Source organism: Spirillospora sp. NPDC052269 (assembly GCF_040679435.1).
In the GTDB taxonomy this organism is placed as follows: Bacteria; Actinomycetota; Actinomycetes; order Streptosporangiales; family Streptosporangiaceae; genus Spirillospora.
Map to the genome: position 1 here is coordinate 140083 of NZ_JBFAUU010000021.1, position 13908 is coordinate 153990.

General features: G+C 68.6%; 15 protein-coding genes. 6 read left to right on the forward strand and 9 right to left on the reverse strand.

Going from position 1 to position 13908, the window contains the following annotated elements:
• The first annotated feature begins 241 nt into the window (after positions 1-241).
• Both AB0L06_RS36035 and AB0L06_RS36040 read left to right on the forward strand, forming a co-directional pair.
• Complete coding sequence (locus tag AB0L06_RS36035; protein ID WP_500235663.1) at positions 242-688, forward strand: Rrf2 family transcriptional regulator; 447 nt, start codon at positions 242-244, stop codon at positions 686-688.
• 105 nt (positions 689-793) lie between these two features.
• The gene (locus tag AB0L06_RS36040; RefSeq protein WP_500235664.1) at positions 794-2239 is read left to right on the forward strand and encodes an MFS transporter; all 1446 of its coding nucleotides are present in this window, start codon (positions 794-796) and stop codon (positions 2237-2239) included.
• A gap of 327 nt (positions 2240-2566) precedes the next feature.
• Here AB0L06_RS36040 and AB0L06_RS36045 read toward each other — a convergent pair whose 3' ends face one another.
• The 6 genes from AB0L06_RS36045 to AB0L06_RS36070 form a co-directional block, all read right to left on the reverse strand.
• Positions 2567-3202 (reverse strand): DUF1707 SHOCT-like domain-containing protein, encoded by a 636-nt coding sequence (locus AB0L06_RS36045; RefSeq protein WP_500235665.1) that lies wholly within the window; start codon positions 3200-3202, stop codon positions 2567-2569.
• Positions 3203-3606: 404 nt separating this feature from the next.
• Complete coding sequence (locus AB0L06_RS36050; RefSeq protein ID WP_500235666.1) at positions 3607-4032, reverse strand: SHOCT-like domain-containing protein; 426 nt, start codon at positions 4030-4032, stop codon at positions 3607-3609.
• Positions 4033-4051: 19 nt separating this feature from the next.
• Positions 4052-4312: a hypothetical protein gene (locus AB0L06_RS36055; protein ID WP_500235667.1), complete on the reverse strand. Its 261-nt coding sequence runs from the start codon at positions 4310-4312 to the stop codon at positions 4052-4054.
• Positions 4309-4671 carry a DUF2089 domain-containing protein gene (locus AB0L06_RS36060; RefSeq protein ID WP_500235668.1) on the reverse strand — a complete coding sequence of 121 codons (363 nt, stop codon included), beginning with the start codon at positions 4669-4671 and terminating at the stop codon, positions 4309-4311. Before AB0L06_RS36060 ends, AB0L06_RS36055 begins: the two co-directional genes overlap by 4 nt.
• Before the next feature lie 233 nt (positions 4672-4904).
• Entirely contained in the window at positions 4905-5744 is an 840-nt protein-coding gene (locus AB0L06_RS36065; RefSeq protein ID WP_500235669.1) for an endonuclease/exonuclease/phosphatase family protein, read from the reverse strand.
• 312 nt (positions 5745-6056) lie between these two features.
• Positions 6057-6776 carry a cytidylate kinase family protein gene (locus tag AB0L06_RS36070; protein ID WP_500235670.1) on the reverse strand — a complete coding sequence of 240 codons (720 nt, stop codon included), beginning with the start codon at positions 6774-6776 and terminating at the stop codon, positions 6057-6059.
• Positions 6777-7056: 280 nt separating this feature from the next.
• On the opposite strand from AB0L06_RS36070, the gene AB0L06_RS36075 reads away from it, so the two are divergent.
• The 3 genes from AB0L06_RS36075 to AB0L06_RS36085 all read left to right on the forward strand — a co-directional run bounded on the left by AB0L06_RS36075 (position 7057) and on the right by AB0L06_RS36085 (position 10308).
• Positions 7057-7983, forward strand: a complete 927-nt coding sequence (locus tag AB0L06_RS36075) for a hypothetical protein (RefSeq protein WP_500235671.1) — start codon at positions 7057-7059, stop codon at positions 7981-7983.
• A gap of 341 nt (positions 7984-8324) precedes the next feature.
• On the forward strand, positions 8325-9554 hold the full coding sequence (locus AB0L06_RS36080) for a hypothetical protein (RefSeq protein WP_500235672.1): 1230 nt from the start codon (positions 8325-8327) through the stop codon (positions 9552-9554).
• Positions 9538-10308 carry an alpha-ketoglutarate-dependent dioxygenase AlkB gene (locus AB0L06_RS36085; protein WP_500235673.1) on the forward strand — a complete coding sequence of 257 codons (771 nt, stop codon included), beginning with the start codon at positions 9538-9540 and terminating at the stop codon, positions 10306-10308. The genes AB0L06_RS36080 and AB0L06_RS36085 overlap by 17 nt, the downstream gene beginning before the upstream one ends.
• A 215-nt stretch (positions 10309-10523) precedes the next feature.
• Here AB0L06_RS36085 and AB0L06_RS36090 read toward each other — a convergent pair whose 3' ends face one another.
• The 3 genes from AB0L06_RS36090 to AB0L06_RS36100 all read right to left on the reverse strand — a co-directional run bounded on the left by AB0L06_RS36090 (position 10524) and on the right by AB0L06_RS36100 (position 12722).
• Entirely contained in the window at positions 10524-11126 is a 603-nt protein-coding gene (locus tag AB0L06_RS36090) for a DUF2867 domain-containing protein (protein WP_500235674.1), read from the reverse strand.
• A 126-nt stretch (positions 11127-11252) separates the two neighbouring features.
• Positions 11253-11627 carry a GNAT family N-acetyltransferase gene (locus AB0L06_RS36095; RefSeq protein ID WP_500235675.1) on the reverse strand — a complete coding sequence of 125 codons (375 nt, stop codon included), beginning with the start codon at positions 11625-11627 and terminating at the stop codon, positions 11253-11255.
• 120 nt (positions 11628-11747) lie between these two features.
• The gene (locus AB0L06_RS36100) at positions 11748-12722 is read right to left on the reverse strand and encodes a coiled-coil domain-containing protein (RefSeq protein WP_500235676.1); all 975 of its coding nucleotides are present in this window, start codon (positions 12720-12722) and stop codon (positions 11748-11750) included.
• A 584-nt stretch (positions 12723-13306) separates the two neighbouring features.
• Between AB0L06_RS36100 and AB0L06_RS36105 the strand changes: the two genes are divergently transcribed.
• Entirely contained in the window at positions 13307-13771 is a 465-nt protein-coding gene (locus tag AB0L06_RS36105) for a hypothetical protein (protein ID WP_500235677.1), read from the forward strand.
• Positions 13772-13908: the final 137 nt, after the last annotated feature.

Consider the following 13908-nt stretch of genomic DNA (forward strand, 5'->3'; position numbering starts at 1 on the left):
GTTCGCAACTCCCCGGCGCTGTCGTCCTCGACGGGCAGGTCTTTGAGGTCCTCATCGCCCCTGTGATGGTTCGCAACTGGCCGGCGTCGTCCTGGCGGACCGCGTCCGGACGGTCCCCATCGCCCCTGTGAGGGCTCGCAGCGCGCGGGGCACGACCGTGGGATGTGGGTCGGATTGACGATCATCCCAAACTGGAACTAGCGTGGTTGCAGTTCTTGAACGGGTGACGGATGGGGGCGCGGTGAGTCTCAGCAGCAAGAGCGCGGTCGCGATCCACGCGCTCACGATGCTGGCGCGCTGGGGTGACCACTCGCTGACCTCCGGGGAAATCGCCGACAGTCTGGCCGGCAACCCGGTGCTCGTGCGGCGCATCCTCGGCGGCCTGCGGGACGCGGGGCTTGTGACGTCCACCGAAGGACGGGGCGGCGGCTGGTCCCTCGCCCGCGCCCCGCGCGACATCACGCTCCGCGACGCTTACGCCGCCGTCGAACCGGGGCCCGTCCTGTCGCGGCACGCCCATCCGCCCAGCGAGGCGTGCGACGTCGGACGGCACATGGTCGCCCTGGTCGACGCGGAGTTCCGGGACGCCGAGGACGCCATGGGGGAACGGCTCGGCCGGACCACCATCGCCCACCTGCTCGACGAGGTGCTGACCAAGGAGCGCGAGGCCGCACTCCCGCGCCAGTAGCCGTCACCTGTCGACCGAAAGGCGGAGGCACGCCCTCCGCCTTTTCTTTCACCCTAACTGCAACCGAATTAGTATCAGTTTCTTTTCCCTTGGAGGATGAGCGCCTTGTCCCTTGCGTCGACGACACCGGTCACGGCCGGACGAACCGGTTCGGGAGCGGTCCTGCTGGCCGTCCTCATGCCCGCGATGCTCGCCACGGTCGTCGCGAGCGACATGGTCAACCTGGTGCTCCCGGCGATCGGAGCGGAGTTCGGGGCCTCCGAGGCTCAGCTCGCGTGGGTCGTCACCGGCTTTCTGCTGGCGTTCTCGGTCGGCATCCCGCTCTACGGACGGATCTCCGACCGGACGAGCCTGCGCCGCCTCTTCGGCATCGCGCTGCTCGTCTACGCCGCCGGAAGCCTGATCTGCGCGCTCGCCCCGGATCTCCTCGTGCTCGTCCTCGGGCGGATCGTCATGGGGGCCGGAGCGGCCGGGATCCCGGTGCTGTCGATCACCGCCGTCACCCGGCTGCTGCCGGTGGACCGGCGCGGCATGGGGATCGGTGTCGTCTCCTCGGCCGCGGGCATCGGCACCGCCGCCGGGCCGGCCATCGGCGGAGGGATCGGCCAGTTCCTCGGATGGCGGCCGCTGTTCTGGCTCATGCTCGCCGTCGCGGTGCTCCTCCTTCCCGTCGTGCTGCGTGTGCTGCCCGACGAGGCCCCGGCGGGCGCGGGCCGTTTCGACCTTCTCGGCGGCGTCCTCCTCGGCCTCGGCGCGGGGCTGCTCCTGTTCGGCATCACCCAGGCGCAGGCCGCCGGGCCGGGCGCGCCCACGACCTGGGGCAGCCTCACCGCGGCGGCCGCGACGATCGGACTGTTCGGACGGCGCACCGTCCGCGTCGCCCAGCCGTTCGTCCCACCCTCGCTGTTCAGCAACCGGGTCTACCGGGCGGCGGTCGTCATCGCTTTCCTCGCCATGGTCGTCAACCTCGGCGGCCTGGTGTTCGTCCCGTTGCTGGTGGTCGACGTCCACGGTCTGACTTCCGGAGAGGGCGCGCTCGTCATGATCCCGGCCGGCGTCGCCGCCGCCGTCGTCTCACCGCTGATCGGACGCCTCACCGACCGCGTCGGCACCCGCACGCTGGTGCTGGCGGGGCTGGCGGCCATGGGACTGTTCGCCCTGGTCCTGTCGACCTTCGCGGGTGGCGGTTCGGTGATCCCGGCAGGGGTCGGCGTCCTCGGGCTCAGCGTCGGTTTCATCTGCGTCCTGACCCCGCTCATCAGCGCGGCGGCGGGCGCACTGCCGCCCGGCCTGGTCGGTGTCGGCGTCGGGATCCTCCAGGGCGCGCAGTTCCTCGGCGCCGGCGCGGGCCCCGCGCTGCTCGGCGTGCTGGTGACCGCACGCCAGCGGAACGGCGGCGGTGCCGTCAACCCGCTGTATCCGGGGCACGAGGGCGCCGCCTACTCCGACGCCTTCCTGGCCATCGCCGTGGTCGCCGTCCTCACCTTGGTCGGCGCGTTCCGGATGTATCCCAAGGCTGCGGCCCCCGCCACGCCGGACAAGGCCGGCTGACACGCGAGTGGCGGTCGCGGGGCGTTCATGCCCCGCCGCCGCCGGGTGTGTTCAATTGCTGGTGGTGGCGAGGCGCGCCCCGGAGGCGATCGGCACGATTCCGCTGGTCGCGTCGAGGGGCGGGTCCTCATCGCCCCTTTGGGGGTTCGCAACACCCACGCCCGTACCCGTCCACGTCTCGTAGTCGAGTCCTCATCGTCCCTGCGAGGGGGCGCAACACGACGAAGTCATTGAAGGTCTCGTGCGTCTTGCGGGTACTCATCCCCACGGTGGGGGCGCCGTACTCTGCCCGGCGAATCGCCTACATCAGACGTGGAAATCCGATGGTCATGCGGCATGGTGTGGACGGGATGTTCGCGGGCGGCCGGGATATTGGGTTGGTGGTTGCCAGCGGGTTTCGAGGTTGGCGTGGCGGAGTCGGCCCGCTAGGTGGACGTGCAGGGTCTGCGGGGTGGTGTCGTTCGCGTCCTTGGTGATCGCCAGTGTGCTGTGGCGTGCCGAGAGTCCGTTGGCGTCCACGATCATGCCTGGCGCGAGGACCAGGTTCACGGTGCCGCCCTGGACGCGCAGGTCGATGAGTAGTTCGGGTGCGCTGTGCACAGCGTTGGACAGGTCGAGTAGGACGTCGCTCCACTTGGTGCGCACCGCGAGTCGGTGTGGGAGCGTCCACCTGCCGTCGCGGCGGACTGAGCCGTGTTTCTCTTTGATGGTGAGCAGGTCGGCGGGTGGCTCGGTGGACGGTGGTGTGAGTGTGTTGGTGCCGCCTGACGTCGCGGTCAGATCGGTGACGAGTGGGGTCAGCTCGTTGAGGGTGCGGGCGGCGAGTGCTGCGTCCACGCGCTCGTTGAACTCGAGTGGGTCGAGTCGGCCGTCGGCGATGGCGGCGTGAAGTTGTTCGATGGCCTGGTCGCGGTCTGCGTCGGACGCGCGCAGCGCGGGTGGGCTGGGCTGGCCTGTTGGCATCCGGGTTCCTCAGTGGCTTGGAGGGTGGCAGCGCGCCGCCGGAGTTGCAGATCGGTGCCAGGCGACGGGCGCCTGGGCGAGCAGGTCACGGACTGTGCGGAGGATGGACGGCACGGGTTGGCCGTCCCGGCACAGGGGGCGCGCTGGGGCGGCGGGGTGGGCCGCGCGGAAGCCGATCTGACCAGCAGGTCGTCCGCGATACGGCTCATCTCCTTCACGTCGCAGAGGCTGTTCACTGGCACCGGGTTCTCCCAGCCTGTGAGGGGTGGCCGGGATGCGAAACCGTCAATGGGGCAGGTGAACCTCCGTGCGTCTGTTGGTGGCGCGGTGACGTTGATGCCGATGGCGCGAAGCAGGTGGAGGTGAGGCCCTGAGCTGTTGGGGTCAGGGTTCGCGGGGTGGGGTCATTCGCAGAAGACTTGGACCTTGCTGCCGGGGTCGTTGATGTCGACGGTGACGTCGTCGAGGTGCTCGATGAGTTCTTCGAGGTCCTGCGGCTTGAGTTGGGTGAGGTCGATCGGCACGCCCGACTGCTCCAGGCTCTCGTTGACCTTGGTGAGCGCCTGCGGGGGGATGAGGGTCGCGAGTCGGACGCCGGCGCGCAGGAGTTGCAACGGGACGCGGATGTTTACGGAGGTCGGCCCGCTGGGGTCTTCGGTGGAGTGGACCACCACGCGCAGGTATTTGAGGCGGGTCTTCGGGCGGGGATTGGCGCCCGGTGCGGGCTCTGGTTGCTGGCGGCCGAGGGCGTCGAGCAGGCGTTCGGCCTCGTCGGCGGTGATCTTGCCTTCGGACAGCATCTGCAGGATCTGGCGGCCCTGGTCGTTCATCGTCGTGCTTCTCCTCTGCTCATCTGATGCTGACCTGGAAGGCGGTCGTGCTCTCCTCGAGCTCGAAGCGGGTGCCGGGCAGAGCCAGCAGCACTCGCCCGATGCCGAGCAGCGCGGCGATCGGCCTCACCTTGAAGATGAGGCAGGCGACCAGTCCGGCCAGGACGGCGAGCACGAGGAGTGGTGACAGCACCAGCGCTGCCGGCAGGACGGGGACGAAGAGCCGCCGTCGGTGGCCGTTGGGGCGGCGGTAGCCCACCGTCACCAGTTGAGGGATCATCGGGACTTCTCCAGTTCGGCCAGCGCCTCCTCGGCGCTGATCTCGCCGCGGCGCAGGCGGTCGATGACGTCGGCGCCGGTGGGTTCCGGGGCGGTGTCGACGAAGTCGAGTTGGTCGGAGATCCGGTTCAGTCGGGACTTGACCGTCGGGTAGCTCACCCCGAAGACGCGTTCCATCTCCTTGATGGACCCGTGGGAGCGGACGAACGCGGCGACGAAGACCTGGTCGTCGGCGCTGAGCCGGGCCAGCTGCGGCGGCTCGAACCGTCCTTCGATCACGACGTCGCTGTCGGCCAGGCGGACCCGCTCGACCGTGAACGGCCGCCCCTGCGTCAGGTCCGTCAGTTCCTGCCAGTCCACCCGTGGCCCCCTTGTCGTCACCTGGCTCGTCATTCAGTCACCACTTGATTTTCTTAATATATCAGCGAAGCGATGTTGATTTTACTCACCCGGCGGGGTGGGTTTGAGGAAATCAGGTGATGGGTCGCCGCCTGGCGCCCGAGAACACGCCGGTCGCCGACAGAGCCGGCGGTCGGCGGCGTGTTCAGGAGGGAGGGCGCGCGACGTGGGCGTTCGCGTGTGGACGGCGGTGGTCAGTAGCGGAGGTCGGCGACGACGCCGTAGTGGTCGGACGCCATGACGCCCTCCACCGGCGAGGTGCCAAGCAGGTCGCAGCGGACGGGGTGGCCCGCTCCCCCGCCGCGCGGCCATGCGGACAGGACGTAGTCGATCCTGCGGTCCGGCCACAGCACCGGACGGGCCCAGGGGTTGGCGTTGCACCAGGTGTGACCGGCCGTTCCGTCCCCGGCCATCTCCCAGGCGTCGTAGAACACCAGGCCGGGCGCGGCCACGGCGGTGCGGCCGGTCAGCATTCTGAGCTCGTCGCTGTCCGGGACGGCGTTCAGGTCTCCGGCGACCACCACGGGGGCCTGCGTGTCGGCTTCCTTGCGGACGAACGCGCCGAGGTCTCGGACCTGCTGCTGGCGCTGCGTGCTGTGCCCCGGCTTCCAGCCGAGCGTCACGCCGAAGACCTGGAGCGGGCCGCGCGGGCCGTCCGCGCGGGCGAACACGGCGAAGCCGCCGTCCCAGCCGTCCTGGTCGCCGAGGCGCTGCTGCCCGAGCTGCGTGAGGGGCCACCTCGACAGGACGGCGACGCCGGAGAGCCCGTCGTCCGCGGCCATCTCGTCCGGGACGCCTCGGAACACCCGATGCGGCAGGCCGAGCCGTCTGCCCAGCCGGTCGGCCTGGCCCTCCTCGGCGTTCTCCCATGCCTCGATGAGCACGACGACGTCGGCGTCCGCTCCGGCCAGCACCGCGAGGATCGCCTGCTCACGCTCGTGCCAGGGGCCGAATCGGGCCCACACGTTCCAGACCGCGACCCGCGCCGTGGTCTCGATCAGCGGTCCGTAGGGTTCGGAGATGTCGTAGCCCATGGCCTGAGAATCGCATCCGGGCCGTCCGCCGCCCAGCGTCCGTCATTCGAAATGGACGGGAATTAGGCACCTCTTGACAGTCTGTGCAGGTCATCGGCCTTCCGGCGGGCGGGTCGGGAGCTGCTCGGCTTGGAGGCCGAAGGAGGCTCGCCGTAGTTCGCAAGCGCCGGTGATCGTTTCACCGTCGCCCTCCCCCAGGCAGCCCCCAAGTCGGTGCCGCGCTGTTGGAACTCCTTGGCCAGCGCCAGATCTCCCTGGTCGTGGTGGAGGCAGCCGAGTTCGTGCCAGGCCATGCCTCGGATGAAGGAGTCCCTATGTGCTCGGTGCTGATCGGTGCGGTCTGACTTCCCAAGCAGGCCGCTGGAGCTCGTTGTTGTTCACGATGATGTCGGCGTGGTCGGTCGGGCGGGCTTGGGCGGAGTAGAGCTGTTGGGAGGGTAGGTAGCGTTCGTTCCAGGACCGTTCGATCTCGGTCGTGTCGGCGGCGAGTCCGGCCTGTGCGGTGCCTCGGGCCTGAGCGCGCTCCAGCGTCCGGTCGAAGGTGACCGAGACGAAGATGCTCAGGTCCCAGCGGTCGATCAGCTCTGGACGCAGGAGGAAGACGCCGTCGAAGAGCAGCACGGCGTCTGCGGGGGCGGTGGCGGCTGGGAGGGACGCCGTGGTGTCGGTTTCCCGGTGGTAGACCGCTGTCCGGAACCTTCGGTCTCCTCCGGGGCCGAGCGGGTCGAGCAGCACGCGGCGTATCGCATCTCGGTCGTGGGCATCGAAGTAGCAGCTTTCGGCCGAGTACTGGCCTCGTCGGTAACGCTGTGCCCGGGGGAAGAGGAAGTCGTCGATCGACGCGCGGATGACTTCGCGGCCCCGTGTGCGGAGGACGGCGGCGAGTTCGTCGGCCAGCGTGGTCTTGCCCGAGGCGGGCGGCCCGTCGATGGCGACCCTGAGCGGGTGCCTGGTGCCGGCGGACGTGATCGCCTCAGCCAGCTGCTCGAGGAGATCGCTGCGAGTGCCTTCGTGCTTGGTCGCCTGTCTCATGTTTCTCCTCTGGGTCAGATACCCGGCGCGGGAGGCGTCGGTGCTGGGTGCCCCGGCGCTGGTCCGAGGGCATCGAGAAGCCGCCCTGTGGCCGACGTGGACCGAGAACGTCACCAGCTTGACCTGCTCACCGGCCGACCAGGGCGTCACTTCGCCACAGCACCTCCCCGCCCACCACCATCAGCTTCCCACCATGGCCCGTCGGTCCGGCCTGCCCTGACGGCGGCGTCCCGATCGATACTCCGTGGACGTTTCGGATACAACGGCGTCTGTGGGATTTATGGGACGGCTGTTCCGGCGGCGGCGCGCCGACGAACTCGCCGAGATCGACGCCGAGATCACCGCGTTCGGCGAGGCACTGATGCGGCATTCGCTCGTCCCGTCCGCCCATGCCGGAGACCCGACGCTGCTGGCCGACTACGAACGCGCCCTGCACTCCTACGAACAGGCCAAGCGCGACCTCGTCGGCGACCGTGACCGACGCGACGCCGCCGACGTTCTGCGCGCGTTGGACGAGGGCAGGCACGCCCTCGCCTCCGTGGATGCCCGCCTGGCGGGTGAACCCGCACCGCCGCGCACCGCTCGCCTCGTCACCGCGCCGAAGCCCACCGGAGATCCGCCGAAGCCCACCGGGCAGCCCAAACCGCCGCCCCCGTTCAAGATGTGGCCGCAGAACACCGGCAAGGCGCGACGGGCACAGGGGCAATACAACGGGGAAGTGACTCTCCAGCGTCCCTCTATCGACCGTCCGGTCCTCCTGGTGGTCCGCATCCGGTATGAGGACCGCCACAACCTTGTCGAGATGGGCCCGCCGGACCGGCGCACGACGCTGTTGCGTTCCAAGAGGCAGCGGCGGGTCGTGGTCCCGCTGCCCGCGAGCGAGGAACGCGAGGTCCACCTCGCCATCAAGGCGGGATTCGGCAACAGCTGGTGGGCCTGGCTCCAGCCCGTCGACACCGCCCCCGTCCTCCGCGACCAGCTCGGTGGGGAAGGCGGCTACGTGTTCCGCTACGACGGCGGCCCGACGCAGATCAGGATGCGTCACAGCACACCCGGAACGTTCTCCCTGACCGTCCTCACACCCGCCTTCGAAAAGGGCGAGCCGCTGCTGTCGGGCAGGGGCGACACCACCATCGAAGCCGTCCTCGAGGGCCCGGCCTACGTTCATGTTCACGCGGAGGGCGCCTGGACGATCCAGGTCCTCTGACCGGCGGCAGCCGTCCGAGACCGCTTCGCCCAGCATGGCTCGGACTGCCGATCGACGGGACGATCACCCGACCCGGGCCGGGGAGCACATCCCCGGCCTCCGCTCCAGCAAGGTCGCCGCCGCGCTGGCATGAACGTCCTTCAAAACCCGACTGCGCAAGCTCCTTGCGCTCGCCGAACAGGCCGTCGCCCCTCGAGGACTGGCGCAGCCAAGAAATCAACCTGATGCTAATCTGGCACGCTCCAACGTCCGGTAGTTCATGAAATGAGGCGAACGGACCGGCAGGCATCTGGTCGGCTCTGCGGGTTCGCGTCGCAGGGTGCGATGGCAGGTACGGGTTGATGTACACAACGGAGCCGGCAGAAGCCCGCATCGATGACGCGCGCAATATTTTGGTCGCGCCTTCGACGGCGCGGGACTGTGGCTTGATCGGGGATTTTTTCGGGTTCACGATCACGCCGGAGGAACTGGCTTCCGGTTCGTGCGACCTCACACAGAAGACCGTCTACCTGTGTGGCGATGTATCCGGGATCGACGGCCGCCAACTACGTGCGGCGGACCGGGTTTTCGTTATCCGGGAGCTGTCACACGGTTACCGCGAGGACGTGGACGAACCCTGGACCTTCGTCGACCTCGGCCAGGTTCCCATCCGCGTACACGGTGCCGGCGTGTACTACCGCCGATTTTTCGACCTCGACGCCGATCACTTCGGACGGATCAGTGCGGAACATGCGTTCCAGTCCCTGACGGAGTCCACCAAGCCTGGATCGGCCCATCGCAGCGGAATCTATCTGACGCCCGTCACACAAGACGGTGACGAACTACATTTCCGCCTGCTTCGCTGCTCCACGAACCTCTCAGGGCCGACCGAAGGCTTCCGTCCGACCGACACGCACATCGTCGAGGCTCTGAACCGCGAGGCCGACGCCGTCTTCCGGGACCAGGCGCCGCTGAATCACGTCCTCGCTCAGATCTACCACAACACCCTTGCCACGGCCGAGCGCAAGCAGTCCAAGGCCAAGATCTCATCCCACGCCGACAAGACCAAGGACATGCCCGCCAACGGAATCATGGCCTTCTGCACCTTCTATGACCGGCTTGACAAGCTACAACCCATGGCCGATGACGCTTTCGACTACGGGGTGAAGGGCGTCAGTGGGCTGACCACGCTCCGCTTTCGCCTCAAGAAGTCGGCCGAAGGACACGGCGGGGGTGCGCTCCCCCAGCAGTTCGCCCTGACCCTCTATCCCGGCTCCGTGTTCTTCATGCCGCTGTCCACCAATCGCCTGTACACGCACGAGATCCGGCCCTCAGTGTTGGACGCCGAGTTGCTCCCGACTCGCCTGGGATACGTGGTGCGCTGCTCGAGCACCGAAGCCGTCCACAAGAACAGCCAGACATTCCTCAAGGCGGGCGATGGCTTGGTGGAGTTGGAGCCCCCCACACCGGCGGGCATGGACGAGCTTCGCAGACTGTACGCCGAGGAGAACAAGACCTCGTCCTTCATCGACTACGGCGACGACTTTCTCTTCAGCATGAACACGGGAGATTACCTTGCCCCCCGAGTCTAGGATCTCGGATGAGATCCTCTCTTACGCTCTGACGACCGAGGAGAATCTCTTCGCGGAGCTGTCCGCGTCGACTCGCTGGGAAGATGTGGGAAAAGGCCGGCGCGGTGCCGTGCTCACCAGGACCGACGAGGCGGATGGCGTGCCCCTCGTACGCACCACCACTCGATACGGCAGCCCGGCGCAGCGCTTCCGGGCGGTGCACGAACGGCTGGCGCAGCAGATTCAAGAACGTGCGGGTCTTTCGGTCGGCTTCAACAACGCTCTCATCGAGACCTACACGAACGCCTACAGGACCATGGGCGGTCATTCCGACCAAGCCCTCGATCTGGCCGACGGGTCGTTCATCGCCGTTTTCTCCTGCTACCAGGATCCCGACGCGAGCCCGCCGAGGAAGCTGATCTTCGAAGCGAAGGAGTCCGATGGGGAGAAGTTCGAGATTCCCCTCGCCCACAACAGCGTGGTCGCGTTCTCCGTCGACTCGAATCGGCGACTCAGGCACAAGATCGTGCTGGACGCGCCCGTCCAGTCAACGGACAACCCATGGCTGGGCGTGACGTTCCGAACGTCAAAGACCTTCATCCGGTTTCGCGACGGACATGCATACCTCCCGCAGGCTGCGCGCCTCATGCCGGCCGACGAGGAGCAGAGTCGCGAGTTCTACCAACTACGCCGCCGTGAGAACAAGGAAACGGATTTCCTCTACCCTCGGCTGACGTACACCATCAGCGAGAGCGATCTGATGCCGCCCGTCTGACGGGGAGCTGTGCCGGATCGCGGCGGCAAGGCACGGGCTGCGGACGCTTCGGGCGGCCACCTCCCACGACAACATCGCGTCCCAGAGGGTGCTGACCAAGACCGGGTTCGTCCCGGTCGGCCCGGCCGCCCCTGCCGATCTCGGTGGCAAGTCAGGCACCTGGTACCAGCGCGACATCCAGCCCTAGACCTGGGGCCTGCTGTTCGGGCCGCGGATCAGGCACGGCTTCGCTCGGTGTTCGTCTCCTGCCAGCGGCGGCCGATGGCGCGCATCAGCGCGGGGTACACGCCGACGTAGCGGAAGGGCTTGATGGCGGCCATGTACAGGGCGCCGAGCGGTCCGTTGGGCTTCACCAGGACGGCCATCTGACCGCGATAGCCGCCGGCTCCGTCCGGGACCCAGCCGATGTGCATCACCCCGTGGACGGTCTTGTTGCCCATCTCCGCCGCCCACTCGTCCCCTATCTGGTAGATGGAGCGGAACGGGGACGTGCCGAGGTCGGGGCCCGAAGGGCCATCGCGGAGGTCCGCCGGCAACCGGTCACGCAGGGAGACGATGCGGCCGCCGATGCCGGTCTCCGACCGGTCCCAGCCGAGAAGGGCGCCGAGCTTCCAGCGGACGGCGAACAGCGCCCGGGACCAGACGCCCTCACCGGAGACACCGCCGCGCACGCCCTCGGCGACTTGTCGGACCAGCCTGTCGAGGTCGTCCGGGCCACCTGGGGTGGGCAGCGCCCACACGTCCTCCACCGTGAAGTCGGCGGCGATCTGGTGGATCCGCCAGGGGCGTTCGGTGTGGGCGCTTCGGGGAAGTCTCATGGGTCGACTCCGATCTATACGGTGACGTATACCTCGACCATAGCGCCCTCTATACGGAGCCGTATACCTGGGGTCGGCGTGAGGAGGCACACCAACGACGTGACCCGCGCGGCCGCGCGGATCACGTCAGGGAGGGGCGGGTGGCAGGGCCGTTCCGAAGACGAGCGAGGAGCTCCACAGGACGGTCGCCTGGGTCAGGCCACGGGTGGAGGCCAGCCCGCGGCGGTGCGCGGACGGGTGGACGACCAGCCTGCAGATCTGGACCGTCCCGTCCTCGAGGACGGTCCAGGAGATCGCCGCCACCAGGTCGTCCCCGTCCTCGGCCCCGAGGAACTCCTCGCCGCAGCGCCGCAGGTCATCGAGGGATTCGTGGAGGGCCGGGATGCCGTCGAACCCGATCACGTCGGCCTCCACGGCGTAGGCGGCCCGCCGGATCTCCCACACCCTCCGCAGCACCGCCGGATCACCGAGATCAAGCCGCCGCGCACCGGACGACGCCACGCCCCCTCCAACAAGATCAAGATCCTGCCTGGACCCTATCGGGCTTGAGTTCGGCCGCGCCGGCCTGGAAATCGACCGACGCGACGGAACAAGGTGACCCCAAGGGGCCGCCCCGGCCCCCTAGAGAACCGAGACGTGGACGTGGTCGAAGTGGTTCGCGGTGATGCCGCCGCGGTCCTCCATCTGCTTCCAGCCGCTGCCGCCGCGCATGTCGTAGATGCGCTGCTTCCAGATGACGTACTTGATGCCGAGGCGCGAGGCGTTGCTGATGACGTACTGGGCGACCTGGTCGCCGTGCGCCTGCGCGGAGGCGCTGGGCATCTGCCCGGCGGCGTTCTCCATGAAGTCACAGGCGGTGCCGGAGCCGTGGTCCTGGGGGTCGCCGGGCCGGGCGCAGCCGATCGCGGGGAACGGCCCGAACTTCGAGTCGATCTCCGTCATGACCGTCCGCATCCGGGGCGTCATGGTGTTGCCCATGATGGGCGACTTGGTGCCGCCGCCCGTGCCGTCCGGCTTCCCGGACTGGACGGGCTTCTCAGGCTTGTATTTCGCGAGCAGCTTGCGGACCCGGTCGCGCTGCCCCTCCAGGTCGTCGATCTCCTTGCGCACCTCGGCGAGCTTGGCCTTGGCGTCCTCGCGGGCCCGGTCGGCCTGGTCGGTGAGCGTCCGCAGGTTCTCGATCTTCCGGCCGTTGTTGCGGGCCAGGTGCTCGACGACCGCCGCGTCGTGGACGGCCCGGTCGGTGTCGGCTGCCGTCACCATCGGCACGGTGTCGAGCTGCCCGGACATGTAGGACGAGGCGGCGAGCCGTCCCACCGCGCCCCGGGCGACCTCGAAGTCGCGCGAGAGCCGGTCGGCGTCCTTCCCGGCCTTCTGCGCCGCCTTCTTCGCCGCGTCCAGGGAGACCAGCTCACCCCGGTACTCCTTGGCGAGCGAGTCGGCGCGCTTCTTCAGCTTCGCGAACTCGGCCTTGTCGTCCTTCGGGGATTCGGGCGCGGCCGAGGCCCCCGAGGTCGGCATCGCGAGCGCGGCCAGTGCCAGCGCCACCCCGACCCCGAGAATCCGTCCACGCCGAGAGACGGCCTCACGTCCCATCACGCCGTCCTCCCGCCCTGGCCGAGAATTGGCGGCACGCTACCACAACACCCCATGAGACCCCGCAAACCCGCAACATCACGACTCGATCACCGCACGCTACCCAACTCCCCCGACACCCCCAAACCGACCACCCCCGGCCCCCACCTGCCCGAACGCCACCCTCCACCCACCTGAGCAGGCAAGGGACACGGCCCTCAGCCGACCGAAAACGCGGCGACCGGGTAGAGGAATGGTCACACAGAGCAACCGTCCGCGCCCGCATCCTGGCCCTACTTCCGCACGCGCCGTCACACGATCACCACCGCGCCGCTGCGCAGCGCATGTCCTCGGCATCGAGCAACACCGTGATCACGACCGCCCGCTCCGACTCCCCCACGAACCGAGATCCGCCTCGTCCGGACGGCTCAGCATTGTGCCGCGCACGACACCTCTTGCCGGCCGACGGATCGGGCGGCAGTCGAACAAAGGGTGAGAACCTGGCCGCGCTGCGCCGTGAGCTGCACGGCCTGTGTCGCCGTGCTCCCATTGCGGCCGGATCAATCGTGATCTTGGCAGGTCACGGGTCACGCTAGGGTGACCTCGTGGGCGTCGTCATGATCGTTGTTTTTGGCGTTATTGCGCTCGTGACCGGCGCTCTTGGCCTGATCGGCCTTGTCGCGGGAGTGCGCGCCCGCGACCCCAGGCTGGCCTTCAGCTGTGTGCCCTTTCTGGTCGCCGCCGCGGGTTTCGGCTGGGGGATCTCCGTGGTCGCTTCGGTGAGCGATGAGATCACCACCAGCCGGGTCGACCGCGCCCGTGCGGTCAACTGCGCCGCCGAGATCCTGAGCGCGGGGGACGAGCGCGCCCGGATCAACGACGCCCACGTCTACCGGTTCCGTGTGCGGGTGCGGATACCCGGCAAGGTCCCCTACGAGACCGACAGCACCGCCGCGGTGTCGCCGCTGCTCGCCGGACGCATCGGCGTGGACCGGACCGGTTACGCCTGTCTGGCTGATCGCACCCACTTCGACCAGGTCGAGATCCTGTGGGACCAGCCGATCCACTGACCGTCAGAGGCACCGTGCGATCCCAGCGCGCACGCCGACCATGGGTGGTTCCCGTTCGCTGCTTCCGGGTGGTAGCCGGGCTTCGGTGGCCCGGCTACCAGTCCTGGCCGACGGACGCAGACGTAGCGGGTGCTGCG

Bases quoted from the DNA above. Each gene is read 5' to 3' on its own strand.
- AB0L06_RS36100 (WP_500235676.1), bottom strand. From the start codon at position 12,722: ATGGGACGTGAGGCCGTCTCTCGGCGTGGACGGATTCTCGGGGTCGGG.
- AB0L06_RS36080 (WP_500235672.1), top strand. From the start codon at position 8,325: ATGTACACAACGGAGCCGGCAGAAGCCCGCATCGATGACGCGCGCAAT.
- AB0L06_RS36055 (WP_500235667.1), bottom strand. From the start codon at position 4,312: ATGATCCCTCAACTGGTGACGGTGGGCTACCGCCGCCCCAACGGCCAC.
- AB0L06_RS36075 (WP_500235671.1), top strand. From the start codon at position 7,057: ATGGGACGGCTGTTCCGGCGGCGGCGCGCCGACGAACTCGCCGAGATC.
- AB0L06_RS36070 (WP_500235670.1), bottom strand. From the start codon at position 6,776: ATGAGACAGGCGACCAAGCACGAAGGCACTCGCAGCGATCTCCTCGAG.
- AB0L06_RS36050 (WP_500235666.1), bottom strand. From the start codon at position 4,032: ATGAACGACCAGGGCCGCCAGATCCTGCAGATGCTGTCCGAAGGCAAG.
- AB0L06_RS36090 (WP_500235674.1), bottom strand. From the start codon at position 11,126: ATGAGACTTCCCCGAAGCGCCCACACCGAACGCCCCTGGCGGATCCAC.
- AB0L06_RS36065 (WP_500235669.1), bottom strand. From the start codon at position 5,744: ATGGGCTACGACATCTCCGAACCCTACGGACCGCTGATCGAGACCACG.
- AB0L06_RS36045 (WP_500235665.1), bottom strand. From the start codon at position 3,202: ATGCCAACAGGCCAGCCCAGCCCACCCGCGCTGCGCGCGTCCGACGCA.